23 protein-coding genes and 1 tRNA gene are annotated in these 25,401 nt (G+C 64.3%); 19 read left to right on the forward strand and 5 right to left on the reverse strand.

The features are described 5' to 3' along the window. Positions 1-289: 289 nt before the first annotated feature. From BoBH3_RS16840 to BoBH3_RS16855, 4 genes are all read left to right on the forward strand, one after another. Positions 290-1,225: a DMT family transporter gene (locus BoBH3_RS16840; protein ID WP_262331998.1), complete on the forward strand. Its 936-nt coding sequence runs from the start codon at positions 290-292 to the stop codon at positions 1,223-1,225. A gap of 132 nt (positions 1,226-1,357) precedes the next feature. Next, positions 1,358-2,389, forward strand: a complete 1,032-nt coding sequence (locus BoBH3_RS16845; protein ID WP_262331999.1) for an amino acid ABC transporter substrate-binding protein — start codon at positions 1,358-1,360, stop codon at positions 2,387-2,389. 223 nt (positions 2,390-2,612) lie between these two features. Continuing rightward, complete coding sequence (locus BoBH3_RS16850) at positions 2,613-3,776, forward strand: amino acid ABC transporter permease (RefSeq protein ID WP_262332000.1); 1,164 nt, start codon at positions 2,613-2,615, stop codon at positions 3,774-3,776. Next, entirely contained in the window at positions 3,773-4,825 is a 1,053-nt protein-coding gene (locus BoBH3_RS16855; RefSeq protein ID WP_262332001.1) for an amino acid ABC transporter permease, read from the forward strand. Before BoBH3_RS16850 ends, BoBH3_RS16855 begins: the two co-directional genes overlap by 4 nt. A 19-nt stretch (positions 4,826-4,844) precedes the next feature. Here the strand turns inward: BoBH3_RS16855 and BoBH3_RS16860 are convergent, their stop codons facing one another. Both BoBH3_RS16860 and BoBH3_RS16865 read right to left on the reverse strand, forming a co-directional pair. Beyond that, entirely contained in the window at positions 4,845-6,287 is a 1,443-nt protein-coding gene (locus BoBH3_RS16860; protein ID WP_262332002.1) for a C13 family peptidase, read from the reverse strand. 152 nt (positions 6,288-6,439) lie between these two features. After that, a complete protein-coding gene (locus BoBH3_RS16865; RefSeq protein WP_262332003.1) occupies positions 6,440-6,985 on the reverse strand; it encodes a GcrA family cell cycle regulator in 546 nt (181 codons plus the stop codon). Between the two features lie 549 nt (positions 6,986-7,534). Between BoBH3_RS16865 and BoBH3_RS16870 the strand changes: the two genes are divergently transcribed. The 4 genes from BoBH3_RS16870 to BoBH3_RS16885 all read left to right on the forward strand — a co-directional run bounded on the left by BoBH3_RS16870 (position 7,535) and on the right by BoBH3_RS16885 (position 11,270). Next, positions 7,535-8,755, forward strand: coding sequence for an aspartate aminotransferase family protein (locus BoBH3_RS16870; protein ID WP_262332004.1), 1,221 nt, complete (start codon positions 7,535-7,537; stop codon positions 8,753-8,755). A 41-nt stretch (positions 8,756-8,796) separates the two neighbouring features. Continuing rightward, complete coding sequence (argF, locus tag BoBH3_RS16875) at positions 8,797-9,717, forward strand: ornithine carbamoyltransferase (RefSeq protein ID WP_262332005.1); 921 nt, start codon at positions 8,797-8,799, stop codon at positions 9,715-9,717. Next, complete coding sequence (locus tag BoBH3_RS16880; RefSeq protein WP_262332006.1) at positions 9,717-10,721, forward strand: Hsp33 family molecular chaperone; 1,005 nt, start codon at positions 9,717-9,719, stop codon at positions 10,719-10,721. Before argF ends, BoBH3_RS16880 begins: the two co-directional genes overlap by 1 nt. 75 nt (positions 10,722-10,796) lie before the next feature. Further along, the gene (locus BoBH3_RS16885; RefSeq protein ID WP_262332007.1) at positions 10,797-11,270 is read left to right on the forward strand and encodes a MaoC family dehydratase; all 474 of its coding nucleotides are present in this window, start codon (positions 10,797-10,799) and stop codon (positions 11,268-11,270) included. A gap of 488 nt (positions 11,271-11,758) precedes the next feature. Here BoBH3_RS16885 and argE read toward each other — a convergent pair whose 3' ends face one another. Next, a complete protein-coding gene (gene argE / locus BoBH3_RS16890; RefSeq protein ID WP_262332008.1) occupies positions 11,759-12,937 on the reverse strand; it encodes an acetylornithine deacetylase in 1,179 nt (392 codons plus the stop codon). After that, positions 12,934-13,326, reverse strand: a complete 393-nt coding sequence (apaG, locus tag BoBH3_RS16895) for a Co2+/Mg2+ efflux protein ApaG (RefSeq protein WP_262332541.1) — start codon at positions 13,324-13,326, stop codon at positions 12,934-12,936. Before apaG ends, argE begins: the two co-directional genes overlap by 4 nt. A gap of 180 nt (positions 13,327-13,506) precedes the next feature. Between apaG and BoBH3_RS16900 the strand changes: the two genes are divergently transcribed. The 8 genes from BoBH3_RS16900 (at position 13,507) to BoBH3_RS16935 (ending at position 20,968) form a co-directional block, all read left to right on the forward strand. Then, complete coding sequence (locus tag BoBH3_RS16900; RefSeq protein WP_262332009.1) at positions 13,507-14,595, forward strand: 2'-deoxycytidine 5'-triphosphate deaminase; 1,089 nt, start codon at positions 13,507-13,509, stop codon at positions 14,593-14,595. Positions 14,596-14,938: 343 nt separating this feature from the next. Further along, positions 14,939-15,013, forward strand: a tRNA-Gly gene (locus BoBH3_RS16905). 145 nt (positions 15,014-15,158) lie between these two features. Then, complete coding sequence (gene galE, locus BoBH3_RS16910) at positions 15,159-16,136, forward strand: UDP-glucose 4-epimerase GalE (protein ID WP_262332010.1); 978 nt, start codon at positions 15,159-15,161, stop codon at positions 16,134-16,136. A gap of 143 nt (positions 16,137-16,279) precedes the next feature. Beyond that, positions 16,280-17,104: an ABC transporter permease gene (locus BoBH3_RS16915; protein ID WP_262332011.1), complete on the forward strand. Its 825-nt coding sequence runs from the start codon at positions 16,280-16,282 to the stop codon at positions 17,102-17,104. Positions 17,105-17,107: 3 nt separating this feature from the next. Continuing rightward, positions 17,108-18,424, forward strand: coding sequence for an ABC transporter ATP-binding protein (locus tag BoBH3_RS16920; RefSeq protein ID WP_262332012.1), 1,317 nt, complete (start codon positions 17,108-17,110; stop codon positions 18,422-18,424). An 11-nt stretch (positions 18,425-18,435) separates the two neighbouring features. After that, complete coding sequence (locus BoBH3_RS16925) at positions 18,436-19,251, forward strand: TylF/MycF family methyltransferase (RefSeq protein WP_262332013.1); 816 nt, start codon at positions 18,436-18,438, stop codon at positions 19,249-19,251. Further along, positions 19,248-20,081: a class I SAM-dependent methyltransferase gene (locus BoBH3_RS16930; protein WP_262332014.1), complete on the forward strand. Its 834-nt coding sequence runs from the start codon at positions 19,248-19,250 to the stop codon at positions 20,079-20,081. Before BoBH3_RS16925 ends, BoBH3_RS16930 begins: the two co-directional genes overlap by 4 nt. Then, positions 20,078-20,968 carry a glycosyltransferase family 2 protein gene (locus tag BoBH3_RS16935; protein WP_262332015.1) on the forward strand — a complete coding sequence of 297 codons (891 nt, stop codon included), beginning with the start codon at positions 20,078-20,080 and terminating at the stop codon, positions 20,966-20,968. The genes BoBH3_RS16930 and BoBH3_RS16935 overlap by 4 nt, the downstream gene beginning before the upstream one ends. Here BoBH3_RS16935 and BoBH3_RS16940 read toward each other — a convergent pair. Next, positions 20,965-21,834 (reverse strand): hypothetical protein, encoded by an 870-nt coding sequence (locus BoBH3_RS16940; RefSeq protein WP_262332016.1) that lies wholly within the window; start codon positions 21,832-21,834, stop codon positions 20,965-20,967. The genes BoBH3_RS16935 and BoBH3_RS16940 overlap by 4 nt on opposite strands. A 182-nt stretch (positions 21,835-22,016) precedes the next feature. Between BoBH3_RS16940 and BoBH3_RS16945 the strand changes: the two genes are divergently transcribed. The 3 genes from BoBH3_RS16945 to BoBH3_RS16955 are packed head-to-tail and all read left to right on the forward strand — an operon-like array spanning position 22,017 to position 25,400. After that, on the forward strand, positions 22,017-22,892 hold the full coding sequence (locus BoBH3_RS16945; RefSeq protein ID WP_262332017.1) for an alpha-1,2-fucosyltransferase: 876 nt from the start codon (positions 22,017-22,019) through the stop codon (positions 22,890-22,892). Then, complete coding sequence (locus tag BoBH3_RS16950) at positions 22,889-23,920, forward strand: glycosyltransferase family 2 protein (protein ID WP_262332018.1); 1,032 nt, start codon at positions 22,889-22,891, stop codon at positions 23,918-23,920. Before BoBH3_RS16945 ends, BoBH3_RS16950 begins: the two co-directional genes overlap by 4 nt. Before the next feature lie 19 nt (positions 23,921-23,939). Continuing rightward, the gene (locus BoBH3_RS16955; protein WP_262332019.1) at positions 23,940-25,400 is read left to right on the forward strand and encodes a glycosyltransferase family 4 protein; all 1,461 of its coding nucleotides are present in this window, start codon (positions 23,940-23,942) and stop codon (positions 25,398-25,400) included. The last annotated feature ends 1 nt before the right edge of the window (position 25,401 follow it).

Consider the following 25,401-nt stretch of genomic DNA (forward strand, 5'->3'; position numbering starts at 1 on the left):
GGCCATCGGCCGCGCCATCGGCACAACCCCGCCATGTGCCTGTCCCACTGGCCGCGCTGCGGCGCTTCGCCGATGAAAGAGGCAAGGGAAGAAGCGCTGATCCGGCCCCTCTTGAGGCCGGGCGATGGTTGGGGCGATGAGCGAGGACAGGCAGGCCGGGCGGCAGAGCCGTTCGGGGTTTGAGGCTGAGGCTCCGGCCTGGCAGGAGCCGGCCGCAATCGCGCCCCCGGGTTCCAGCACTGCATCTTCCGCCACCGCATCCGATGCGTCTCCGGCAGCTTCGCAACGGTTGCCCGACAACGCGGTTTCGGCCGCGCCGGGCCGGCTCACCCGGAAATTCCGGCACTGGTGGCGCGGCGCGAGCCCCAATCTGCGCGGCTCGGTGTTCATGCTCGGTGCGATGCTGGTCTATGCGGTGATGGTCGCCGGCATCAAGCATGTCGGCCAGGCCATCCCCCTCGTGCAGATCCTGCTGATCCGGCAGGTGATCATGACGATGATCCTGCTGGCCTTCGCCGCCGGCAGCCTGCGCCAGGCCCTGCATACCGACCGCCTCGGACTGCAGATCACCCGCAGCGTCTTCACGCTGGCGTCGATGCTGGCCGGCTTCACGGCGGTGGTTAAGATCCCGCTGGCACAGGCCACGGCAATCGGCTTCAGCCAGGTGCTCTTCGTCACCATCGCCGCCGTCATCGTGCTGAAGGAAAGGGTCGATGGCCGGCGCTGGGCCGCGACGATCATCGGCTTCGTCGGCGTGCTGATCATGCTGCGTCCCAGCAGCGACGGGCTCGACATCTACGCGCTGCTGGCCGTCTTCGGCGCGGTCTGCGGCGCCGGCATCACGGTCAGCGTCCGCAAGCTCGCGGCGAGCGAGCGCACCGACACGATCCTGCTCTACCAGGGCGCCGTGCTCATCGTCCTGCTCGCCATCCCGACCTGGGCCTGGTGGCAGGCGCCGACCGCCAACCAGTGGTTCTGGATTGCCGTGCTGAGCCTGTTCGGCACCGCCGGGCAGTGGCTGATCACCCGTGCCTATCAGGTCGGCGAGGCGGCGGCGCTGGCGCCGCTCGATTTCAGCCGCCTGCTGCTGGCGAGCTTCACCGGCTTCTTCTTCTTCGCCGAGATTCCCGCGCTCACCACCTGGATCGGCGCGGCCATCGTGATCGGCGCGACGCTCTACACCATCCGCAAGAACGCCCGCATCGCCGCCCCGGCCGCAACCTGAGGTGAGCCGGCCGGCGTGACCTCGGGCGCCTGTCAGGGATTGGGATTTCCGCCGCTACCGCTTTCGGCCCGGCTGTTGCATAGTCCGGTTTCCAGCACAGAAAGCCGCCAATGGCTTCGGGGAGACGGGACTATGACCATCAGAATCTTCAGCACGGCCGCGGTTCTCGCCGCCGGAATCTCTTTCGCGCAGGCGCAGCAGCTTGCACCGAGCCCGACGCTGGATGCCGTCAAGGCGCGCGGCAATCTCGAATGCGGCGTGCATCTCGGCCTGCCCGGCTTCTCCTTCGCCAATGACAAGGGCGAATGGAGCGGCATCGACGTCGATTACTGCAAGGCGCTGGCCGCCGCGATCTTCGGCGACGCGACCAAGGTCAAGTACACGCCGACCTCGGTGCAGCAGCGCTGGCCGATCCTGCAATCCGGCCAGGTCGACGTGCTTTCGCGCAACTCGACCATCACCTTCTCGCGCAACGCGACGCTCGGCCTGAACTTCCAGGGCATCAACTTCTACGAGGGCCAGACCTTTCTCGTCCGCAAGTCGGCCAACGTGAAGGAAGCCGCTGGCCTCGACGGCGCCTCGGTCTGCGTCGCTGCCGGCTCGACCGAGGAGAAGAACGCCGCCGACTGGTTCCGCGAGCGCAATCTCAAGGTCACCATCACCAACTTCCAGAAGAACGACGATGCCATCGCCGCCTATGACGCCGGCCGCTGCGACGCCTATACGGCTGGCGTCGGCGCGCTCGCGGGCCAGCGCATCAAGCTGAAGGCGCCGGACGAGCACGTCATCCTGACCCAGCCGATCTCGAACGACCCGCAGGGCCCTGTGACGCGCTGGGGCGACGAGCGCTGGCAGCTCATCGTCCGCTGGGTGTTGAACGGCACGATCGCGGCCGAGGCGCTCGGCGTCACCTCCAAGAACGTCGACGAGATGAAGGCGAACTCGAAGAGCTCCGAGGTTCGCCGTCTGCTCGGCGCAGAGGGCGGCTTCGGCAAGATGATGGGCCTGAACGACGACTGGATGTACAACGCCATCAAGCAGGTCGGGAACTATGGCGAGAGCTATGAGCGCACCGTCGGCATGGGCTCCCCGCTGAAGCTTGAGCGCGGCCAGAACCAGCTCTGGATCAAGGGCGGCCTGCTCTTCACCCCGCCTTTCCAGTGAGAGCGGGCGCCGGTTCCGCGTAAATCCGGAACCCGCCGTCATTCCGGGGCGCCCCGCAGGGGCGAGCCCGGAATCCAGAACCGCAGGTCCGACAGGAAAACCCGTCGGGCTTGCCGCTCTTCCTGACAGCCGCATCGGCTCTGGAGTCCGGGCTCTTCGCTGCGCGAAGCCCCGAAATGACGGAGGCGCCAGCGGGTCTTCTACGATTCAGGGTTCCATCATCGTGAACAAGGCCCTGTCCTTCATCAACGACAAGCGCGTCCGCGACTGGATCTACCAGATCGCGGCCGTGGCCTTCCTCGTCGGGCTGACGATCTTCTTCGTGCGCAATGCCTCGGAGAACATGGTCAAGGCCGGCATCGCCTCCGGTTTCGGCTTCCTCTGGCGCACCTCCGGCATCGAGGTGCCCTTCGTCCTCACCGGCTACACCCAGTCCGACAATATTTTCAGCCTGTTCTGGGTCGGCGTCGCCAACACCATGCTGGTGACGGTGATCGGCATCGTGCTCGCGACCTTGCTGGGCTTCGTCATCGGCATCGCCCGGCTCTCCTCGCATTGGCTGACCTCGGCCATCGCCGGCGCCTATATCGAGTTTGTCCGCAACATCCCGCTGCTCTTCTTCGTGCTGTTCTGGTATTTCGGCGTCATCGCCGCCTTGCCGGCGCCGCGCCAGAGCATCGGTCTCTTCGGCGTCGCCTTCCTCAACAATCGCGGCCTGACCATCCCCTTGCCGGACAGCGTCGACAACCTCCGCTGGGCCGCGCTGATCGTGCTCGCATCCTGGGTCGCCTACGGGCTGATCTCGGTCTGGGCGCGGCGGCGCAAGGAGCGCACGGGGCAGGACGCGCCGCTGCTCGCCATAGGCATCGGGTTGATCCTCGTCATTCCCGCGCTCGCCATCGCCTGGGCGAGCCTCGCCACGCGCTGGGACGTGCCGGTGCTGCGCGGCTTCAACTACCGCGGCGGCTTCGCGGTGATTCCGGAGTTCGTCGCGCTGCTGGCGGCCCTCGTCACCTATACGGCGGGCTTCATCGCCGAGATCGTGCGCGGCGGCATCGAATCCGTACCGAAGGGGCAGACCGAGGCCGCCGGCGCGCTCGGCCTGCGTCCGGGGCGCATCCTGAGCCTCGTCGTCATCCCGCAGGCGCTGCGCGTCATGATGCCACCGCTGACCAACCAGTATCTGAACGTGCTGAAGAACTCCTCCTTCGGCGCGGCTATCGCCTATCCCGACGTGGTCAGCCTGTTCATGGGCTCGGCGCTCAACAATACCGGCCAGGCGATCGAGATCATCGCCATGACGCTCGCGGTCTATCTGGTCATCGGCCTTGCCGTCTCAGGCTTGATGAACTGGTACAACGCCCGCATCGCCCTGGTGACGCGATGAACCGTGTCTCGTCCCTCTCCCTCTGGCGGGAACGCCTCTTCGGCACGCCCTTCACCGGCTTCCTGACGCTGGTGATGGCCTTCGGCATCGCCTGGGTCGCGGTGCCGCTGATCCGCTGGTCGCTGATCGACGCGACCTGGGCGGGCACGACCCGGGCCGATTGCGCGCCGGGCGGTGCCTGCTGGGTCTTCATCCGCGCCCGCTTCGGCCAGTTCATGTACGGGCTCTATCCGGTCGACCAGCGCTGGCGCGTCGATTTGGCCGGCATCCTCTTCCTCCTCGGCACGCTGTCGGTGGTCTTCGCGCCGCAGCGTTTGCGCCTCAGGCTCGGCGTCGCCATGCTGGTTCTCCTGCCGCCGCTGGGAATCTGGCTTCTCTCGGGCGGGCTCAGTCTGCGCTACATCGAGACGCGCGAATGGGGCGGGCTGATGCTCACCCTGTTCATCTCGATCTATGCCAGCCTCATCGCCATCCCGCTCGGCATCCTCTTCGCGCTCGGCCGGCAATCGGAGCTGCGCGTCATCCGGCTGATCAGCGTCGTCTTCATCGAGTTCTGGCGCGGCGTGCCGATCATCGCCGTGATCTTCCTCGCCTCGCTGCTGCTGCCGCTGATCCTGCCGGGCGGCATCGGCATCGACCGGCTGGCGCGGGCGGTGATCGGCCTCGGCTTCGTCATCGCGGCCTATATGGCCGAAGCGGTGCGCGGCGGCCTCCAGGCCCTGCCCAAGGGCCAGCGCGAGGCGGCGACCGCGCTCGGTCTCACCTACTGGAAGGCGACAGGGCTCATCATCCTGCCGCAGGCGCTGCGCATCTCGCTGCCGGCGATGACCAACGAGTTCATCGCGCTGATCAAGAACACCACGCTGGTGCTGGTCGTCTCGATCCTCGACCTGCTCGGCATCGCCCAGGCCTCGCTCGCCGACCCCAACTGGGTCGGCATGAATATGGAGGCCTATGCCTTCTCGGGCGCGATCTACTGGCTGATCTGCTTCGCGCTCTCACGCTGGAGCCGGCACCTGGAGACGCTCGGCCGGCGCCAGAATCATTGAAAGCAAAGCGCTATAACCGTCAGTCGCTAGCAACCGCCGCGGCACTTGCGGCCGGCGAGTTTGAAGGCCTCCCGACTATCGGAAAGTGCCGACCAATCGCGTCGCCGACGTGAATCTGGGGTTGCGACGAGGTAAGTCCGTCACGCCGCTCCCATTCGCCGACGAGTTCCTTCGCCTTTTCGAAGGCAGCCGAGAGCGTCGGCGCCGTTCGCAGCGCCTGATTGAAGAAGGCGTCGCCGAAATAGGTCCAGTCGCGTTCGTTCGAGCATCCGAAAGAGTTTGTCGTCGCGGATGAAGCGGTGATCACGACCGTGTTCTCGTCGGCGAGTTCCGGCACGAAAACGCCGGAATAGCAGGCCGAAACGACGATGATCCGATTCTTGATCTCGGCGCTGTCGAGCATCGCTTTTAGGGCGAACGGCGTAAGTGTCCGCTGCACGAGGCTCCCGAAAGCCAGTGAGAAGCCGGTCTTGTCGCCGTGCGATGTCAGGACGAGCAACGCCGCGTCGCGGTCCTTGTCCATGCGCTTGCCGATGGCGCGCAATGCTGCAGAAATGTTCGAGACCGAAGCGATAGGCAGCGTTGAGGGGAATGTCTTCGCCGGATTAACGAGCAGGATCGACCTGTTCGTTGTGCCGAGGCGGTGTCCGACCACCTCTACGGACGCTTGAAGCTCCGTCGCGAAGACAGTTTCGGTGTTGGAGCCGGCGACGCCGAGCACGAAGATGTTGTCCTCGCCTTCCCGTCTTGCCGCGACGTTGCCGATGGCTTCTTCCATCGCCGCGGGCTGTGCCATCTCGATCGCAGCGGCGATTTCCTGACGTTGGACCCAGCGCGGATCCGGCTCATTGTCTGCCGTCGCGGCAGAGATTAGCTCCCAGATGTTGGCGGTGGAGGTGGTAAAATCCTTGCCGGTGAAGATCGGCCATGTGGGAAGCAAGGCAAGCGCGACGAATGTGCCGACAACGGCAGCTATGGCGCGTCCGACCGGACGGATCGATGCTTCGGATGCGAGACTCCCTAGTGCGGTCGCAAAGGCGCCGATCGACCAGATGACGACGACAATAAGAGTGGCGAACGAAAGCCCGGTCGAGGCAATAGCGTTCGCCTCGGACCAATCCAAAAGGAAGACATCCCGGGACAGGGCCAAGCCGCTTAACACGAGCGAAGTCAGGATCGACAAACCCAGTCCGATCGCGATGCCGGAGGCGCGTCGTCCCAGTGGCGCAGCCATGCCCATCAAGGCAATGCTGATCGCGGAGCCGGCGATCACGGAATTCACGCCGTAGAGTTGAAACGCTCGGTCTTCGCCGGCAAGCGTCCACTCAAAAAGGACGGCGGAAAGGCCCGATAGTACGGCGAGGGCGACGAGGGATGCCGGGTGGGGTTCTCTGGAGGGTAATGAGAAGCGCTGCCATGCGCCGGCGCTGATGATGTTTGACAACAGCGAGAATGCTGGCATCGGGACACTCCACGTAACAGCTGACCTTAGGTCCTTTCCACTTAAGGTTGCTCCGTACTAATCGATCGAATTTGATTGATACGGAGTGCGGCAACAAAAAAGCCGGCCTCACGGCCGGCTTTTCCATAATTGCCAAGCTTTCTGCCCTCAACTCAGGCCCGCGCCTTGCTCCGGTCGCGCCGGCGGTCGGCGGCGGGCTGGTAGGCGATGCGGGCGTGGTAGCCGCAATAGGGCATGCCGGTCTGCGAGCGCGCCCCGCAGAAGCGGAATTCCGCGGTCGTCGGATCGCCCATCGGCCAGCGGCACATATATTCGCGCAGCTCCATGATGGTGACGCGCTCCGAGAAGGGGATCACCACATCTTCGGAGGGCGCCGGTTCCTGCGCGGCTTCGACATCCGCCTGGGGGGCGAAGCTCGGGGCCAGCGCATGGGCGCCGCGGGTGGCGGCGGCAGGGTTTGCCATCGGGTGGCTCGGCGAGCGCGTCGGCGCCTTGCGCGGGGCGGCGTTGCGGGGTGCGGCCTGCTGGGCCGCGCTCTTGGCCCGGCCCGAAAGGCCGAGGCGGTGAACCTTTCCGATCACCGCATTACGCGTGACGCTACCGAGCTCGGCGGCGATCTGGCTGGCGCTCAGCCCGTCGCTCCAGAGCTTCTTGAGCAACTCGACGCGTTCGTCCGTCCATGCTCCGGCTTCGTTCATCGCATCACCTGTCTGTCCGGCAGGCCTCTCGCGAGACTGCCTTTGAGGGCGCTTCGTGACGGAATCCGGAACCGTCGGCTTCTGTCGCAGGGACAAAGCCGTTTCTGCCGCAACCGACGGTACAAGGGAACGCCGCACGAAATGTCGTATCTGACGAGGCAGACCATACAAGCGGCAGTGACTCGCGAACAAGAGTCGCCGAATCCGAAAACAGCTTTTCCCCAGCCGATTGACGATTACGCCGCGCGGCGAATCTTTTCGGCAACACTGCCTGCGCCAGGCACAGCTTGCTTTGAATTGACAGTCCCGGCCGCCTTAAGCATATTTATCCACAAGGTGACGCCGCCCGCTCGGGCGGCGCTTATGTTTTGCGGATCAAGGCCCGAACGATGCGGATGACGGTGCGACGAGAGGCCAGGAGCCTGGTGCGACGATAACGTCGTCGCCGGGTCGCACCACGGCTGCAGGTTGCAGCATCAATCCCGGATCGTCGTTCAACCGTCAGCGCCAATCCGTTCTCACCGCCCCCTTCGCGAGGATTCTCGTTCCATGGCCCCCGCTCCCGTTTCCACCGCCCAATCCGTGCTCGTGCCGACCTATGCCCGCGCGCCCGTCGCTTTCGAGCGCGGCGAGGGCCCCTGGGCGATCACCGCCGACGGCACGCGTTATCTCGATTTCGGCGCCGGCATCGCCGTCAACGCGCTGGGCCACGCCCATCCGCATCTCGTCAAGACGCTGACCGAGCAGGCCGGCAAGATCTGGCATACCTCGAACCTTTATGGCGCGCCCGAAGGCGAACGCCTCGCCCGCAGGCTCTGCGAGGCGACCTTCGCCGAGCGCGTCTTCTTCACCAATTCCGGCGCCGAGGCGAACGAGTGCGCCATCAAGATGGCGCGGAAATACCAGGCCGCGAAGGGCCATCCCGAGCGCTTCCATATCGTCACCTTCGAAGGCGCCTTCCACGGCCGGACGCTGGCGACGATCGCCGCCGGCGGTCAGCAGAAGTACATCGAAGGCTTCGGCCCCAAGGTCGAGGGTTTCGACCAGGTGCCCTTCGACGATGAGAAGGCGCTGCGCGCCGCCATCGGGCCTCAGACCGCCGCGTTGATGATCGAGCCGATCCAGGGCGAGGGCGGGCTGCGCTCCGTGCCGGCGCGCTTCCTCAAGCTGCTGCGCGAGCTCTGCGACGAGAACGGCCTGCTGCTGATCTTCGACGAGATCCAGACCGGCGTCGGCCGCACCGGCAAGTTCTTCGCGCATGAGGCCTACGGCGTGACGCCGGACATCATGTCGATCGCCAAGGGCATCGGCGGGGGCTTCCCGATGGGCGCCTGCCTCGCCACCGAGGAGGCGGCTTCGGGCATGACGCTCGGCACCCATGGCACGACCTTCGGCGGCAATCCGCTCGCCATGGCGGTCGGCAATGCCGTGCTCGACGTTGTGCTGGCGCCGGGCTTCATCGAGAATGTCGGCCAGATTGCGCTCAGGCTGAAGCAGTCGCTCGCCGAGCTCAAGGACAAGCACCCGCAGGTGATCGCCGAGATCCGCGGCGAGGGGCTGATGCTGGGCCTGAAGCTTCACACGCTGAACACCGATTTCGTCAACGAGGCCCGTGCGCAGGGCCTGCTCGTGGTCGGCGCCGGCGACAATGTCGTGCGCCTGCTGCCGCCGCTGATCATCACCCAGGCGGATGTCGCCGAGGCGGTGTCCCGGCTCGACAGGGCCGCGAGCGCCGTCGAGGACGCGCTGAAGCGTCCGGCCGCCGAATAAGTTCGATCGATCAACCCCGCGCAAGCCGAAGGGAAGCGCCCGTGACGCGCCACTTCCTCGATCTCTCCGATTTCTCCGCGACCGAGCTGCGCGCCATCCTGCGCGCCGGCGAGGAGATGAAGGCGCGACGTCGCACGCCCGCCGCCGCCGGAGACCGCCTGCTCGAAGGCAAGGTCATCGCCATGATCTTCGAGCAGCCGAGCCTGCGCACGCGCGTCTCCTTCGATGTCGGCATCCGCGAACTCGGCGGCTCGCCGATGATGGTCGCGGGCCATGAGATCGAGCTCGGCGAGCGCGAGACCATCGCGGACACCGCCCGCGTGCTGTCGCGCTATGTCGATGCGATCATGATCCGCATCCTCGACCATGACTCGCTGGTCGAGATGGCCCGATACGCCACGGTCCCGGTGATCAACGGCCTGACCAAGCGCCAGCATCCCTGCCAGGTCATGGCCGATGTCATGACCTTCCAGGAGCGCAAGGGGCCGATCGCCGGCAAGCGCATCGCCTGGACGGGCGACACCAACAACGTCCTGACCTCCTGGGTGCACGCGGCCGGCCGGCTCGATTTCGAACTCTCCATCGCGACGCCCGCGGAACTGGCGCCTCCACCAGCGCTGGTCGCCTGGGCGAAGAAGCAGGGCGCGAAGATCACGCTCACCCACAGGCCCGAGGAAGCGGTTGAGGGCGCCGATTGCGTCATCACCGATTGCTGGGTTTCGATGGGCGACGATGAGGGCACGCGCCACAACCTGCTGCGGCCCTATCAGGTCGACGACAGGCTGATGGACCGCGCCGAGAAGGACGCCATCTTCATGCACTGCCTGCCGGCCTCGCGTGGCGAGGAAGTCACGGACGCGATCATGGACGGCCCGCAATCGGCTGTCTTTGACGAGGCCGAGAACCGCCTGCATGCGCAGAAGGGCATCCTCGCCTGGTGCTTCGGCGGGGTCGCGGCCTGATGGCCGCGGGCGAATTGAAGTCCACCGTCGGGCTCGACGATCGCGTCGTGCCCTTCGCCGTGCCGGATCTCGACGTGCGCGGCCGCGTCGTGCGCCTGGGCCCGGCCATCGACACGATCCTGGAGCGTCACGACTATCCGGCGCCGGTCTCCCGCGTGCTGGGAGAAGCCGCGGCGCTTGCCGTGCTGCTGGGAACGGCGCTGAAGTTCGAAGGCCGCTTCCAGCTCCAGACCAAGAGCGATGGCGCGATCTCGATGATGGTGGTCGATTTCAATGCGCCGGACAATTTCCGCGCCGTCGCCCATATCGACGAGGCGAAGCTGGTCGAGGCGATGGCGCTCGACAAGCTCTCGACCGGCGATCTGCTCGGCGAGGGCCATCTCGCCATGACCGTGGACCAGGGCTCGACCACGACACGCTATCAGGGCATCGTCGCGCTGAAGGGCCAGAGCCTCGAAGAGGCGGCGCATCAGTATTTCCGCCAGTCGGAGCAGATTCCGACCCGCGTGCGCCTCGGCGTCGGCACGGTCACGACCGGCGGGCGTCCGGAATGGCGCGCCGGCGGCATCCTCGTGCAATTCATGCCGCATTCGCCGGATCGCCTGCGCGCCGCCGACATCCATCCCGGCGATGCTCCGGAAGGCCATGAGATCCTGGCCGGGGACGATCCGGACGGCATCAGCGACGATGCCTGGATGGAGGCGCGCTCGCTCGTCGAGACGGTCGAGGATCACGAGTTGCTCGACCCCATGCTGGAGAGCGAGCGCCTGCTCTACAGGCTCTTCCACGAGCGCGGCGCGCGCGTCTTCGAGCCCGTTCTGGTGCATGAGGCCTGCCGCTGCTCGCGCGAGCGCGTGCTGTCCATGCTGCGGGGCTTCTCGCCCGAGGACCGTCGCGCCATGATCGCCGATGACGGCCAGCTCGGCGTCACCTGCGAATTCTGCTCGCGGCGCTACAGCTTCGACCCTTCGGAGGTCGAGGACGGGCTCTCCGCGGGCCTCTGAAACATCGGCCTGGAAGCGTATCCCGCTTTCGGAAAAACGATGAAAAATCAAAGCAATACAGGGGAGAAGGCTGTCATGAGCGAGACGGACGCGTTGCCGCGCCTTGGCCAGGGCGCCTGCTGGCAGGACCTGTCGGTGGGGCAGAAGTTCCGGACCTTCCGGCGCACCATCACCGAGACGGATCTGGTCAATTTCATCGCCGTGACGGGCATGCTGGAAGCGATCTTCATCGACGCCGACTATGAGGGCGCAGCGATGAAGGGCCGCCCCGTGCCGGGCGCGCTGACCTATACTCTGATCGAGGGCTTCATCCTGCAGACCCTGATCCAGGGCACCGGGCTGGCCATGCTGGAGCTGCAGCAGACGATCCACGCGCCCGTCGTCGTCGGCGACACGATCTGGGCGACGGTCGAGATCACCGGCATCAGGCCGACATCCAAGAGTGGCCGGGCCGTCGTGGATTCGATCATCGAGGTGTTCAATCAGGGTGGCGTGAAGGTCATGACCTACACCGCCCGGAGGCTTTTGGCGGGTCGGCCCGAGGCCTGAGCGAGCCGATCCGGCCTGCAACGCCCCCGTCATCCCGGGTTGACCCGGGATTCGTGCCGGAGCGCCTCCCGAAAGGCTGAGGCAAGGCTGCCAGCCGCGCGCCGCGCCGCGGGCGGCACAGTGCTCGTTCTCGTAAAAAATGCAGCGCTCTCAGTGTCTTATTTAGGTTAGCTGAGATGCGTGTTTCGCTTCGCCGCGGATGGAAGGATTGATTAACGATGTTCCTGCGCCGCGGAACGATATTTTTAAGTTTACCCGCTCAGGCAATTGTTTTTGTTGGAATTTTCCATGCATCGACGCATCTATCTGGAGAGTTTCTGCCGACGCAAGGTTAATTCGCTGACCCTGTAAGCTTCGACGCCTAAGCGGCTGAACAAATTCGGTATTTGATCGTTGCTTAAAGTGGCGCGTGAGAAAGAAGGTAGGTCAATATATTACTGCATAAAGCCAGAGTATTTACTTTAAGATGAACGACACCATCTTTTCATTCAATTTCGGCACTCGGCCATCAGCCGGCGCATGAACGCCTCGCCCGCGTCGAGCTGCTCCAGCGTAATATATTCGTCCGGCTGGTGCGCCTGATCGATCGAGCCGGGCCCGCAGACCACGGTCGGCAGCCCGGCGCGCTGGAAATGCCCTGCCTCGGTGGCATAGGCGACGGCGATCGTGTGGTTTCGCCCCGAAAGCCGCATTGCGAGCCGCTCGGCCTCGGAGCCGGGCTCGGGCGCCAGGCCGGGCACATCCGAGCTCATAACCGTCTGAATTGTCGAACTTGGTGCAGTTTTGCGCATGCGCGCAAGAATCTTGTCCGACGATACAGCAAAGCGCGCGGGCCCCATCTCCGGATCTGAGCCCGGAAGGGTCCGAATCTCCCAGAGCAGCTCGGCCCGGTCCGCAAGGATGTTGCGTGCGATGCCGCCATGGAACGAGCCGACATGGACCGTGTCATAGGGCGGGTCGAAGCGGCCGCCCCCGTCCGGCTGTTCCTTCGCCTCCTCCTGCATCAGGTCGAGCTCGGCCGCGAGCAGCGCGCCGGCATGGACCGCGCTCGCGCCGAGCTGCGGCTTGGAGGAGTGAGCGGCGAATCCGCCGATGGTCGTGTGGAAGGTTCGGATGCCCTTATGCGCATCGGCGATGTCGAGCGATGTCGGCTCGCCGACGATGACCGCTCGGGGGCGAGGCAGCGTCTTGCCCATGGCGGCGATGCCGTCGACGACGCCGAGGCAGGTCACCTCCTCGTCATAGGAGAGGAAGAGGTGGATCGGCGTCTTCAGGTCGGCCGCGATGAAGTCCGGCACCAGCGCGAGCGACAGCGCGACGAAGCCCTTCATGTCGACGGCGCCGCGGCCATAGGCGCGACCGTTCTCGACATGCAATGTGAAGGGATCCCGGCTCCAGGCCTGGCCCGCAACCGGCACTACGTCGGTATGACCGGAAAGTACGACCCCGCCACGGTCGGTAGGGCCGATGGTAGCGAACAGCGCTACCTTGTCTCCGGCCGCGTTCGGGAAGCGCACCGAAGGTATGCCCCAGCCGGCGAGGTAGTCCTCCACGAACGCCATCAGCGGCAGGTTGGAATTGGAGCTCACCGTGTCGAAGGCGACGAGGCGGGCGAGCATGTCGAGCGGCGTGTAGCGCTGCCCGGCCGGAGCGTTGGCGGGGGTCAATGCAGAACCTTCTTCACGTAAGGGGAGTCGAGCGGGAAGAGCGGCACCGCGACATCGAAGATCGCGCCCTTCTCGTCCTGCATGGCGTAGAATCCCTGCATCGAGCCGTCCGGCGTCGTCAGCGGGCAGCCGGAGGTGTAGCTGAAGCTCTCGCCCGGCCGCAGCACAGGCTGCTTCCCGACCACGCCTTCGCCGCGCACCTCATGCACCTCGCCGCGCCCGTCGGTGATGATCCAGTGCCGCGTCATCAGCTGGACGGTCTGGTCCGACAGGTTCACGATCTCGATGGAGTAGGCCCAGAAGTAGCGGCCCTGCGCATGTGAGGATTCCGCATCCATGAAACGCGGCGCCGCGCTGACGCGCACGCCATGCGTCTGTGCCTGATACATCGCCGAGGCTCCGCTCGCAGCCATCGCTCTGTTATCGGGGAGCCGGCGCCGGCGTCAATGCCGGTCATACCGCGATTCCGGCGTGGACAACCCCGCCGGTCCGGCCGCTGCCCCCTCGCGCAAGCTTGGCCTTTGCCGGGCGCTTCGCTAGCTATGGCCGATTGTCCTCGCGGATTTCGCATGCTGCCCTTCAAGCCCGGCATCCAGCCCGACAGCTCCATTCGCGCCTTCATCGAGCAGGGCGTGATCCGTCTTGCCCGCCCGCCAGCGGAGACGCAGATCCAGCCAGCGAGCCTCGATCTGCGCCTCGGTGAGCGCGCCTATCGCGTCCGCGCGAGCTTCCTGCCGGGGCCGGAACGCACGGTGCGCAGCCGCATCGAGGACCTCTCCCTGCACGAGATCGACCTGACCAACGGGGCCGTGCTGGAGACCGGCTGCGTCTATATCGCCGAGCTGATGGAGGGTCTGAACCTGCCCAGGGGCCTGCGCGCCGCAGCCAACCCGAAGAGCTCGACCGGCCGGCTCGACGTCTTCACCCGCGTCATCACCGACCGTGCCCGTGAGTTCGACCTGGTCGAGGACGGCTATGACGGCCCGCTCTTCATCGAGATCTCGCCGCGCACCTTCCCGGTGCTGGTGCGCTCCGGCTCGCGCCTGTCGCAGATCCGCTTCCGCGCCGGCGAGGCCCGCCTTGACGACAAGGCGCTGGGAGAGCTCCACGCTCGCGAAACGCTGGTCAGCGCATCGGAGCCTTCCTTCCAGGGCGGCGTTGCCGTCAGCGTCGATCTGTCGGGCTTCGGCGGTCTTCTGGGTTATCGCGGCAAGCATCATACGGCGCTGATCGACGTCGACCGCGTCGGCGCCTATCGCGCGGCTGATTTCTGGGAGCCTATCCCGGACGATGGCGCGGGCAGCATGATCCTCGATCCCGGCCAGTTCTACATCCTCGCCTCGAAGGAAGCCGTTCACGTCCCGCCCGACTACGCGGCCGAGATGACGCCCTTCGACGCGCTGGTCGGCGAATTCCGCGTGCACTACGCCGGCTTCTTCGACCCAGGCTTCGGCCACAGCGCCGCCGGCGGCCAGGGTGCCCGCGCCGTGCTCGAGGTCCGCTCCCGCGACGTGCCCTTCATCATCGAGGACGGCCAGATCGTCGGCCGGCTGGTCTACGAGACCATGGCCGGGCGGCCGGAGGCGCTCTATGGCGCAGGGCTGAGCTCGAACTACCAGGGCCAGGCCCTCAAGCTGTCGAAGCACTTCAAGGGCTGAAGTGGCCAGCGACACTGCTCCGAGCACGTCGTTGCGCTGACCGCATGGCTTTGGCTGCGTACGCAGCACCACCTGCGCGGGCGGCGACGGCAAAGAAGAGTTCTTCGCCGATCTGGGCCGTGTTCAGCTTCGGCTGAGACAGGGGGCTTCAGCGTCGTTTGCTCGGCGGTCCGTGGCGATGGCGGATGCCGAGGGAATGCCTGCTCTCAACGGCCGACGCCGACCCAAAAGTCCCGGCAGCGCCTGGCAAGGGGCGCCGCTGACGATTCCCGGATGACACCCGCATCGCGACCCGCTATGAACGCGGGCATGCCGCGCGTTGCTTCGCCAGCGCGAAGGGCATGCGGGCGTAGTTCAGTGGTAGAACGTCAGCTTCCCAAGCTGAATGTCGTCGGTTCGATCCCGATCGCCCGCTCCAATATTTTCATCCGCCGGCACTCATACGCTGACGTGCTCCATGATGCAGGGCACTTATCTGGTGATGCCTGCTCTCCGCCAGCCTTCTGTCATCTTGGATGATAGTGGATCGGCGCCTCCTTCCATTTAGATCAGACGACGGAACTATGAGCATTCTGGTTACAGGCGGGGCGGGCTACATCGGCAGCCACATGGTTCTGGAGTTGCTGGCTCGTGGCGAGACGGTCGTGGTCATCGACAATCTCTCGACTGGCAACCGGGCGGCCGTCCCCGCCGGCGTTCCGCTGATCGTTGGCGACATCGGCGACTTCGAAACCGTCGCGGGGGTCCTGCGCGAGCATGCGGTGCGCTCGGTCATCCACTTTGCAGCCCGGATTGTCGTGCCCGAATCGATGGTTGATCCGCTCGGCTACTACCTCGCCAACACGGTGAAGATGCGCACCCTGCTCGCAGCCTGCGTAGCGGGGCAGGTTGGCGAGTTCATCTTTTCCTCGACGGCCGCGGTCTATGGCGAAACGACGCTGGAGCCCGTCCGGGAAACCGATCCGACAAACCCGCTCTCGCCCTACGGCACGTCCAAACTCGTAAGCGAATGGATGCTGCGCGATACGGCGGTGGCGCACGGCCTGCGCTACGCGATCCTGCGCTACTTCAACGTCGCGGGCGCCGATCCGGCCGGCAGAACCGGGCAGAGCAACCCCGCCGCGACGCATCTGATCAAGGTCGCCCTCCAGGCCGCTCTTGGCACGCGGCCCTATGTGGAGGTTTTCGGCCAGGACTACCCCACGGCAGACGGCACCGGCGTACGCGACTACATCCATGTCTCCGATCTGGCCAGTGCCCATGCTGCCGTTCTGGACTCCCTCCGGGCAGGCTCGCGGAACCTGCTGGTCAATGCCGGCTACGGGCGCGGCTATTCCGTGAGAGAAGTGATCCGATCGGTCGAGAACATCGCCGGGTGCAAGGTCGAGGTGCGCCAGGCCCCGAGGCGTCCGGGCGACGCTCCCTCGGTCATCGCCGAGGCTTCCCAGCTTCGCCGCGACATCGGCTGGATTCCGCGCTATGAGAATCTCGATACGATCATCCGTCACGCCTATGACTGGGAAAGCCTCACGACTTCCTAGAAGCGGGGCGCTTGGCGCCTTTGCGGCGGCGCGGTTGACATCGGCCTCGCAGCGGTATTGAGAGGCGCGCTTCCTGATCGACGATCGCAAGCGGTGAAGGGGTTCGAGCGCCCTTTGCTGGCAGACTTCGGAGTGCGTGTGCCTTGTCGAAAGAGCTAACAGTCATCTCGGCGGAGCGCCAGGACGGCACCTACTGGCGAGATATCTGGCGCGAGCGCGAACTGTTCTACTTTCTGGCTTGGCGCGACCTGCTCGTCCGCTACAAGCAGACGATTATCGGCGTGGCTTGGACGGTTCTGCGACCACTCGCCTCGATCCTCGTCTACACCTTCGTCTTCGGCATCCTGGCGCAGTTGCCATCGGAGGGGGTACCGTACACTCTCGTGGTGTTGACCGGCCTTCTGCCCTGGCAGCTGTTCTCGCTGGTTCTGATCGTCTCGAGCGACAGCTTGCTGGCGAACGCGCATCTGGTTCAGAAGATTTACTTCCCGAGGCTCGTGATTCCCCTGAGCTCGGTCGTGGTCTGCGTCGTTGACCATCTCATTGCGTTCCTGCTTGTCTTCGGGCTGATGCTCTGGTTCGGGCTGTGGCCGAAGCCGCAGTTCCTTCTGTTGCCCTTCGTTACGCTGCTCGCCGTGGCGTGCGCGCTCGGGCTGGGGCTGATCGCCGCGGCGCTGAACACCCGCTATCGCGATCTGCGCCAGCTAATCCCGATCGTGCTCCAGGTCGGCGTTTTCATCTGCCCGGTGGCCTATCTGACCAGCCTCGTTTCGCCGAAATGGCAGATGGTGTACGCGCTGAACCCGATGGTCGGCATCATCGACGCATTCCGCTGGTGCATTCTCGGGCGCACGGACATCATCTATCCGCCCAGCATCCTGGTCTCGATCGTCTTCGCGGTTGCGTCTGTCGCGGTCGGCATCAAGGTCTTCCGCAAGATGGAAGACTCCTTCCCGGATATGATGTGAGCCATGGACTACGCGCTCAGAGTCGAGAATCTCGGCAAGCTCTACTCCATTAACCGTGGTGGCTCCCCGTCCGTGGGCACCGTTCGCGAGCGACTGGCGCGCGGCGTGGATCAACTGCTCGGCCGCAAGAGCGACGCCGGGGGCGTCCACGCGATGACCGAAGCGGATTCCGGCGCGTCCGAGGCCCGGAAGAAGGAATTCTGGGCACTGAGGGGCGTCAGCTTCGATGTCCAGGCGGGCGAGCGCATCGGCATTATCGGGGCCAACGGCGCCGGGAAATCGACCCTGCTCAAGATTCTGAGCCGGGTCACCTCGCCCACTGAAGGGCGCGCCGAGATCCGCGGCAAGGTCGCCAGCCTGCTTGAAGTGGGAACGGGGTTTCACCCCGAGCTGTCGGGGCGGGAGAATATCTTCCTCAACGGTGCGATCCTGGGCATGCCGAGGACCGAGATTCGCAGGAAGTTCGACCAGATCGTCGATTTCTCGGGAGTCGAGAAGTTCATCGACACCCCGGTGAAGCATTATTCGAGCGGCATGTATGTCAGGCTCGCCTTCTCGGTCTCGGCCTGGCTCGATCCCGACATCCTCATCCTCGACGAGGTCCTGGCCGTGGGCGATCAGGGCTTCCAGAAGAAGTGCGAAATGCGGATGAAGGATCTGACGAAGGAAGGCCGCACGGTGATCTTTGTCAGCCATTCCATGGCAACCATCAATCAGATGTGCCAGAAGGCCCTCTATCTGGAGCACGGCCGTGCGGTGTCCTTCAGTTCCGTTCAAGAGGCGACGGAGGAGTATGAGCACGATGTCATTGAGGCTGCCGGCATCGTCATCGTCCCGCCGCATGAGCGCAGCCTGGACAACCCGGCGGATCGTGGCGGCACTGGCGAGGCCAGGGTGGTCGAGCTCAATGTTTTCGGGCAAGTGCAGGCGGAAGGCCTACAGTGCATTACCTCCGGGCACGGCCTCGAAGTCGAGGTGACGTTCGAAGTACTGGACGATCTTCCGGGAGCCGGGACGCTCGATCTGGCCATCGGCATCGACACGGCGGCCGGGACGCGCGTTTTCACTGCCGTGTCGTCTTGGGAAGGCGTTCGCTATCCCACGAACCGCGGAACCTACAAGGCCCGGATCGCCATTGACGACATGCGTCTCAGGGCAGGAAGCTATCTCTTGAGCCTCGCCCTGATCAATGCAAGCACCACGGTGGACTCCATCGTTCATTGTGGAGCGTTCCGCGTTTCTGGAACGGCCGAGCTCGCCGGGATTCCGTGGCGCAATGAGCATGGCGCCACGCGTTTTCCCGTCAATTTCTCCCAGTAGGATAGCTCCGAATGCCTGACAGCAGCCTTTCTGCTCCCGCCAGCGCCTATCTGGAGCTTCTGAAGAGAAGCCTCCTGAACGAAATCTATGCCGATCACGAGTATTCGCGCCGGCAGATTCCGGCCGCCGCGGCAGCCAGCGTCGCGGCGCAACCCGGCGAGATTATCGCGATCCCTCGCAGGATCGATCCCGAGGCCCGTGAGCTTGGACGCATCTGGCCACCCTCTCCAATGGCGCATTCGATGATCGGGCGGAAACGCCTCGACAACATCCAGCATTGTGTCGAGCGGGTGGTCGCGGATGCGGTGCCGGGCGACCTGATCGAGACGGGCGTCTGGCGCGGCGGGGCGACCATCTTCATGCGCGGCTGCCTCCTCGCTCTCGCCGACGAAGGGCGCAGGATCTGGGTGGCGGACTCCTTCGAGGGCCTGCCGGCGCCCGATCCGCAGTACTCGGCTGATGCCGGAGACGTCCATCACACTTATCCCGAGCTGGCGATCTCGCTGGAGCAGGTGAAGGAGAATTTCGCCCGCTATGCCCTGCTTGACTCGCGTGTCGAGTTTCTCAAGGGCTGGTTCAAGGACACTCTGCCTGCGGCTCCGCTGGGCAAGCTGGCCATCATGCGCTTGGACGGAGACATGTACGGCTCCACTATGGACGCCCTCACCGCGCTCTACGACAAGCTTTCTCCCGGCGGGTTCGTCATCATTGACGACTACTGCCTGCCTCCTTGTCAGCAGGCAGTCGCGGACTTCCGAGAAAGCCGGAGCATCCGGGACGAGATCGTCAACATCGACGATACGGGCGCGTTCTGGAGACGGACATGACCGAGAACGCCGGCCCCAGCATTTTCAGCCGGCTGCCCGACAGCTACAGCGAACACCCCGACCTTCTGAAATGGGTCAAGGCTGATCCCTGCGGGCCCCTCGGGCGAATCTTCGAGCTCGTCAATCGTGGCACCGTGCTCGATGTCGGCGCCGGGGCGGGGATTCTCGGTCGCCTTCTCAAGGAGAATCCCGATGTCCAGGCTGACGGGATCGACCCGGCGATCGCAGCCGACAACCCGGGTGTTCGGCACTATCGCCGCTACGACCAGTGCATGCTGGAAGACATTCTCTCGCAGCCCCGCATTCGCGACTATGACTGGTTCATTTTCGCCGATGTTATCGAACACATGCCGTTTCCCGACATCAACCTGAAGGCGCTGGTGGCGGCAGCGGCGCCGACGGCGAAATTCGTGATCAGCACGCCGAATATCTGCCACAACTCTGTCAGGCTGGGCCTGCTGAACGGCGAGTTCGAGTACTCCAAATCAGGCATTCTCGAGAGCACGCATATGAGGTTCTTCAATATCAGGAGCCTGAGCGCCGTTCTGGCGGCGTCCGGCCTGAAGATCGATAGGCTTCTGTGCCTCAATCGCGACCACTATCCGGATGCGCTCGACCGCATGACGATGCCGCAGGCGGCGGCGGCGCTCTTTGCGATGGCACCGACCTCTTATCCCATGACGTACCAGTTTTTGGCGGTTTGCTCGATCGGCAGCGGGGAGATCGGCTCGATCGAACCGGTGGGGACCGCAACTCAATCGCGGTTGTTCCGCGAGCATCTCAAGCGACGCTACGGTCACACGCCGATCGGCAAGGCCATTTGGAAATGACGCCGGCCGTCTCCGTCTGCATCCCGACTTACGAGCAGCCTGACCTGGCGATGCGTGCCATTCATTCGGTTCAGCGCCAGGTCGGATGCGATTTCGAGATCGTCGTTACGGACGACTCGCGGAGCGATGCGGTGCAGGCGGCGATGATGCCTCTGCTCTCCGACGAGCGTGTCCGATACTACCGGAACGAGCGGCAGATGGGCGCAGTCGCAAACTGGAACGAGGCGATCAGGCGCGGACGCGGGCAGGTCCGCAAGATCCTCCACCATGACGATTGGCTTGCAGGCGACGACGCTCTGGCACGCTTTGCGGAACCGATCCTCGGCGGGCGATCCAAACTCGTTTTTGGGGCGTGCAACGCGCGCTCCGCGGATGGCGGGCTGCGCTTCGTCCACTCAGCAGGGGCAGAGCAGATCGCGCGTCTCAAGCAAGATCCGAACGAGATCCTGTTCGCGAACTTTATCGGAGCGCCAAGCGTCGTTGCGATTGATGCCAGCCTCACTTCCCGATTCGACCCGACATATCTTTGGCTGTCTGATCTGGAATTCTATCGACGCGCCATCGTCGAGCTGGGTGGCGATTTCGAGTATCTTCACGAGCCATTGATCAACATCAGCACCGATTTGCCGTCGCAGATCTCGCGTGTGTTCGAACAAAACCATGACCGCGCGTACTACGAGTATGCGTTGGCCCATGCGGCCGCCACTCTGAGCGCCGAACATCAGGAAAAGTCTCGCGCCTTCCTGCGGGGGTTTGCTGAGAAGATCCCCGCAAGGGATCAGGTTGCCATGCTTCTGCGAGCGATTGGGACTGGCCGCCTCAAACTGGCGCTCGCGTTTGCCGATGTTCTCGTTGCGAATTTCCGCAAGGGCGGCGAAGCCGCTTAGTTCTGAGGGGCGCTGCGCCGGCTGGCGATGAACTCCTGCAACTCCTCGAAATACGCTGTATCCTGAGCGATCGGGATGCGGCGCAGCGAGGGCGGAAGAATCTGCAATTCCTCGGCGTCATAGCCAATGCCGTGCCAGATCAGTTCGCGCTTGCCAGCCACGACCAGCGTTCCATCAAAGCCGTGAAAGATCGCAGCCTCGTATTCGGGGTTTTTCACCTGCGCCGGCGTATAGGTTGGAATGCCGAAGTCGTCGATCAAGCTGCACTGCAGGAAGAAGGCGTTCCAATCGGTCGCTGCGACAAGGTCGTAGCCCTTTTCCTTGGCGAGCTCGGTCAAAGCGGCCAGCGAGGCACCGCGATTGATGGATGGGTCTTCGTCCTGCACGTAGACGACGTGAGCAGGAATCGATGGGTTGAACTCGACGACGACGAGCTTTGCCTTGTGACGAACCAGCCCGTTCCAGACATGATAGTCGTTTCCGTCGATGTCGATTGACAGAACATCGAACGTCGGCGGCGCCTTCGCGATATCGAGCAGGTTGTCCAGGCAGTTTTTGCCGCTTCCCTCGACGAGCGCGTTGAGCTTGTAGATCTTATCGTTGTCAGCGTAGTTCTTGAGAAGATCTTGAAAACGTTCGGCGCTGCCTTCTATGAAGCAACCAGCCCAGCCTTCATCGGCAAGTCGTGCTGAATTCGAGAGATGGCGCCCGTCCCAGGCGCCGAACTCTACAAAGTATCCAGACCGGCATTGAATCGCGCCCAGAATGTGCTCAATGATTCCGTCCTCTCCCGATTGGGAGTGCACATCCTTGCGCCAGGCCTGATATGGTAGATTCGGCCTGCCACCGACGGTTCTGAGGATCATTTCAGCGCGACTTTCTCTTGTCCGAAAGCGTCGGAGGTTGCTGGTCTAGAGGCGGCGAGGGCGGTTGACAAGACAAGCCCCAACCTGCGCGGAGCACGCGTGTCGTAGAGCTGGCAGGCTAGAAGTGGGTTGAGATACTGCCACGCATCGGTTTATTGAGCGTCCGGCTCAGGAGCATTTTCGTGTCAACCATCACCGTTCGCCTGATCGGCGGGCTCGGCAACCAGTTGTTTCAATATGCAGCGGCACGCGCGCTCGCCCTGCGCCACGAAGCGCAGGTGAAGCTCGATCTCTCCGGCTTCGAGAGTTACGGGCTACGACGCTACGAACTCGACGCCTATCCGATCGTTGCGGGCATTGCCACGCCCGAGGAAGTCGCGGCCATCGACACGCACCAGCCGGCGAGCGGGCTGCTGGACAGGGTTCTGGCTCGCTTGCGACCGCGCCCCGCGCAGCACTACCGCGAGCCGCATTACCACTATGACCCGGAGTTGGCGCGGCAGTCACTGCCGATCTTCATGGACGGGTACTGGCAGAGCGAACGCTACTTCATCGACGCCGCCCACGTTATTCGCAAGGAGCTGACGCCGCGCGAGGTGCTGGATCCGGATAACGCCGCCGTCGCTGCCGATATCGGCAAGCTCAACGCCGTCTCGCTGCATGTGCGGCGCGGCGATTATGTCAGCGACAGCCACACCAATTCCTATCATGGCATCTGCTCGCTCGATTACTACCGGGCGGCGGTCGCGTATATTCAGGATAAGGTCGCTGAACCGCATCTGTTTGTCTTTTCGGATGATCATGACTGGACCCGCGATAACCTGAAGCTCGACCTACCCACGACCTATGTCGTCGCGAACGCCGCGGATCGCGGCTTCCGCGACATGCAGCTGATGTCGCTCTGCCGGCACCATGTGATCGCCAACTCGTCGTTCAGTTGGTGGGGGGCCTGGCTCAACCCGTCGCCGGCCAAGATCGTCGTGGCGCCGGCGACGTGGTTCGCCGCGAGCACGAACGACACGAAGGACCTCGTGCCTGAAGGCTGGGTGCGGCTGTGAGCGCGCCGATCGTCAGCGTCATCATGTCGGTCTACAATGGCGCTGAATTGGCGCCCGCGGCGATCAAGTGCATCCTCGACCAGAGCTTCACCGATTTCGAGTTCATTGTAATCGACAATGGCTCCTTCCGGGACGACACGCGGGCCCGACTTCATGCGATCGCAAGCGAGACCGGGGATGCGCGGCTGCGCATCGTCGATCTCGATCAGAACATTGGGCTCGCCGGCGCGTTGAACCACGGCATCTCACTCGCCCGGGGGTGCTATATCGCCCGACAGGACCACGACGATCTCTCGGCGCCGGATCGGCTGGAGAGGCAGGTTCGCTTCCTCGACCAGCATCCGCGCTGCGGTCTGCTCGGCACGCGAGCGGAAATCTGGATCGGGAATGCTCCGACCGGCCGCAACCACGATCACCCGATCGACACTGGCGCACTTCTGGTCGACCTGCTGGCCAACAATCCCTTCGTGCATTCTTCGGTCATGATGCGGCGCGAGGCGCTCGACAAGGTCGGTGTCTACACGACCGACCCGAACCGCCAGCCGCCGGAGGACTTCGAACTTTGGTCGCGCATCGCGCGGGCCTATGACGTGGTCAACCTCCCTGAGCGGTTGGTATTCTACCGCGAAATGCCGTCCAGCATGTCGCGCGACGGCGCGAATCCCTTTCTCGAGAAGCTGCTGCTGCTCTGCGCAGAGAACATCGCCTGGTGGAACAGGCTCGATGCACCCGATCGGGCATGCCACGACGCCGCCGCCCTCCTGCACGCCGCCTATGATCGTCTTTCCGCCACGGCGGACATCGAGGCCGTATGCGCGAGGATCACGGGAGCTTGTGAGGTGATCGCCCAGCGTGCCCCGACGGGGGATCTGGAGAAGCACCGCGACGTGATGCTCGCTAATGCCCGCCACCATTTCATCCATGCCCGCAAATTGCCCGGCTGGGCGAAGCCTCTGATCGCTCTCGGCCGCGGCCTGCCGGTGCCGGGCGCGCTGAAGGGCTGGGTCAGGTCGCGGCTTTCCCGTTGAACGCATGAAGAGAAGACCGATGCGGCTCCTTCTGGCCTGTGAATTCTACCACCCCAGTCGCGGCGGCGTTCAGGAGGTTATGCGCCAGCTCGCCGAGCGCTTCGTCGCCGCCGGGCATGACGTCACCGTCTGCACCACGAGGCTGCCGGAGCGTGACTTCACGATCCACAACGGCGTGAAGATCGAAGAGTTCGACATTTCCGGCAATCGCGCCAACGGCCTGCGAGGCGACACCCAGCGCTATGTCGACTTCCTCAAGGCATTCGATGGTGATGCGATCCTGATCAAGGCCGCGCAGCAATGGACTTTCGATGCCGCTTGGCCGGCGCTCGATACGATCAAGGCACGCAAGGTCTTCATTCCCTGCGGCTTCTCCGGCCTCTATGAACCGGCCTATCAGGCCTATTTCAAGGAACTGCCAGCGATCCTGGCCAAATTCGACCGCCTCATCTTCTACGCCGAGCGATATCGCGACGTGGATTTTGCCCGCGCACACGGCCTCACCAAGCTCTCCTTCCTGCCCAACGGCGCCAGCGAGGTGGAGTTTGCGGCGGCTCCGGCGCCGGGCATCCGTCAACGGCTTGGCATTTCTCACGACGCGTTGATGATCATCACGGTCGGCACGCCGATCAACGCGAAGGGGCACACGGAGCTCGCCGAGGCCTTTGCGAAACTCGCGCCCAACGGGCGTTCGCTGGCGCTCGTCCTGAACGGTCAGTGGCCGCTGCCGCCGGTTCCGCTGCCGGAAGAGGCCGAATCACTCGTTATAGTGAACGAGCCTCCGCCAGCCCTTCCGGTCACTGCGAGAGCATTTCGCATCCTGCGACGCGCCAGGGAACTCATGATGCAACGAGGTTTCAGGGCCTTCGCCGAGCGGACCTCGTTGTGGCTTTACCACCGCTCTCTCTGGATCCTGCGCGGCATGATGCGGTCGCTCCAGTCGGCCGCTCCCGAACCTTTCCGGCTGCTGAGGCGTCTCGTGAGCCCGTGGAAGCCGGTACTGCCGCCGAAGACGATCGACGATCACATCGCAGACAGCGTGGCGCAGCCCGACAAGATCGTGGTGAAGACCAATCTCCCTCGCACTGCGCTGGTCGAAGCCTTCTTCGCCGCCGATCTGTTCGTGTTTGCTTCGAACATCGAGTACTCGCCATTGGTCTTGTTCGAGGCAGGTGCCGCCGGTCTGCCTTACCTGACAGTGCCCGTCGGCAACGCGGACGAGATCGTCCGCTGGACGCGTGGCGGCGAGGTCTGTCCGGCCGAGAAGGATGAGCGCGGCTATACGCGTGTCGATCCATCGGTGCTTGCCGAGCACGTTCAGAGCCTGCTCGACGATCATGATCGCCGGCGTCGCCTCGGCGCGGCCGGTCGTGCCGCCTGGCGCCAGGACTTCAATTGGGCTGCCATCGCTCCGCGCTATGAGGCGATATTGCGGGGCGATATCCAATCCGACGCCGAGATGGATCGAGGATCAGGCTAGA

The sequence above is a fragment of the Allobosea sp. BH3 genome (assembly GCF_025499465.1).
Classification (GTDB): Bacteria; Pseudomonadota; Alphaproteobacteria; order Rhizobiales; family Beijerinckiaceae; genus Allobosea.

Excerpts from the sequence above, each read along its gene's own strand:
- BoBH3_RS16845 (WP_262331999.1), top strand. The coding sequence starts at position 1,358 with ATGACCATCAGAATCTTCAGCACGGCCGCGGTTCTCGCCGCCGGAATC.
- BoBH3_RS16855 (WP_262332001.1), top strand. The coding sequence starts at position 3,773 with ATGAACCGTGTCTCGTCCCTCTCCCTCTGGCGGGAACGCCTCTTCGGC.
- BoBH3_RS16860 (WP_262332002.1), bottom strand. The coding sequence starts at position 6,287 with ATGCCAGCATTCTCGCTGTTGTCAAACATCATCAGCGCCGGCGCATGG.
- BoBH3_RS16865 (WP_262332003.1), bottom strand. The coding sequence starts at position 6,985 with ATGAACGAAGCCGGAGCATGGACGGACGAACGCGTCGAGTTGCTCAAG.
- BoBH3_RS16870 (WP_262332004.1), top strand. The coding sequence starts at position 7,535 with ATGGCCCCCGCTCCCGTTTCCACCGCCCAATCCGTGCTCGTGCCGACC.
- BoBH3_RS16880 (WP_262332006.1), top strand. The coding sequence starts at position 9,717 with ATGGCCGCGGGCGAATTGAAGTCCACCGTCGGGCTCGACGATCGCGTC.
- BoBH3_RS16885 (WP_262332007.1), top strand. The coding sequence starts at position 10,797 with ATGAGCGAGACGGACGCGTTGCCGCGCCTTGGCCAGGGCGCCTGCTGG.
- apaG (WP_262332541.1), bottom strand. The coding sequence starts at position 13,326 with ATGTATCAGGCACAGACGCATGGCGTGCGCGTCAGCGCGGCGCCGCGT.
- BoBH3_RS16900 (WP_262332009.1), top strand. The coding sequence starts at position 13,507 with ATGCTGCCCTTCAAGCCCGGCATCCAGCCCGACAGCTCCATTCGCGCC.
- galE (WP_262332010.1), top strand. The coding sequence starts at position 15,159 with ATGAGCATTCTGGTTACAGGCGGGGCGGGCTACATCGGCAGCCACATG.
- BoBH3_RS16920 (WP_262332012.1), top strand. The coding sequence starts at position 17,108 with ATGGACTACGCGCTCAGAGTCGAGAATCTCGGCAAGCTCTACTCCATT.
- BoBH3_RS16925 (WP_262332013.1), top strand. The coding sequence starts at position 18,436 with ATGCCTGACAGCAGCCTTTCTGCTCCCGCCAGCGCCTATCTGGAGCTT.
- BoBH3_RS16930 (WP_262332014.1), top strand. The coding sequence starts at position 19,248 with ATGACCGAGAACGCCGGCCCCAGCATTTTCAGCCGGCTGCCCGACAGC.
- BoBH3_RS16935 (WP_262332015.1), top strand. The coding sequence starts at position 20,078 with ATGACGCCGGCCGTCTCCGTCTGCATCCCGACTTACGAGCAGCCTGAC.
- BoBH3_RS16940 (WP_262332016.1), bottom strand. The coding sequence starts at position 21,834 with ATGATCCTCAGAACCGTCGGTGGCAGGCCGAATCTACCATATCAGGCC.
- BoBH3_RS16955 (WP_262332019.1), top strand. The coding sequence starts at position 23,940 with ATGCGGCTCCTTCTGGCCTGTGAATTCTACCACCCCAGTCGCGGCGGC.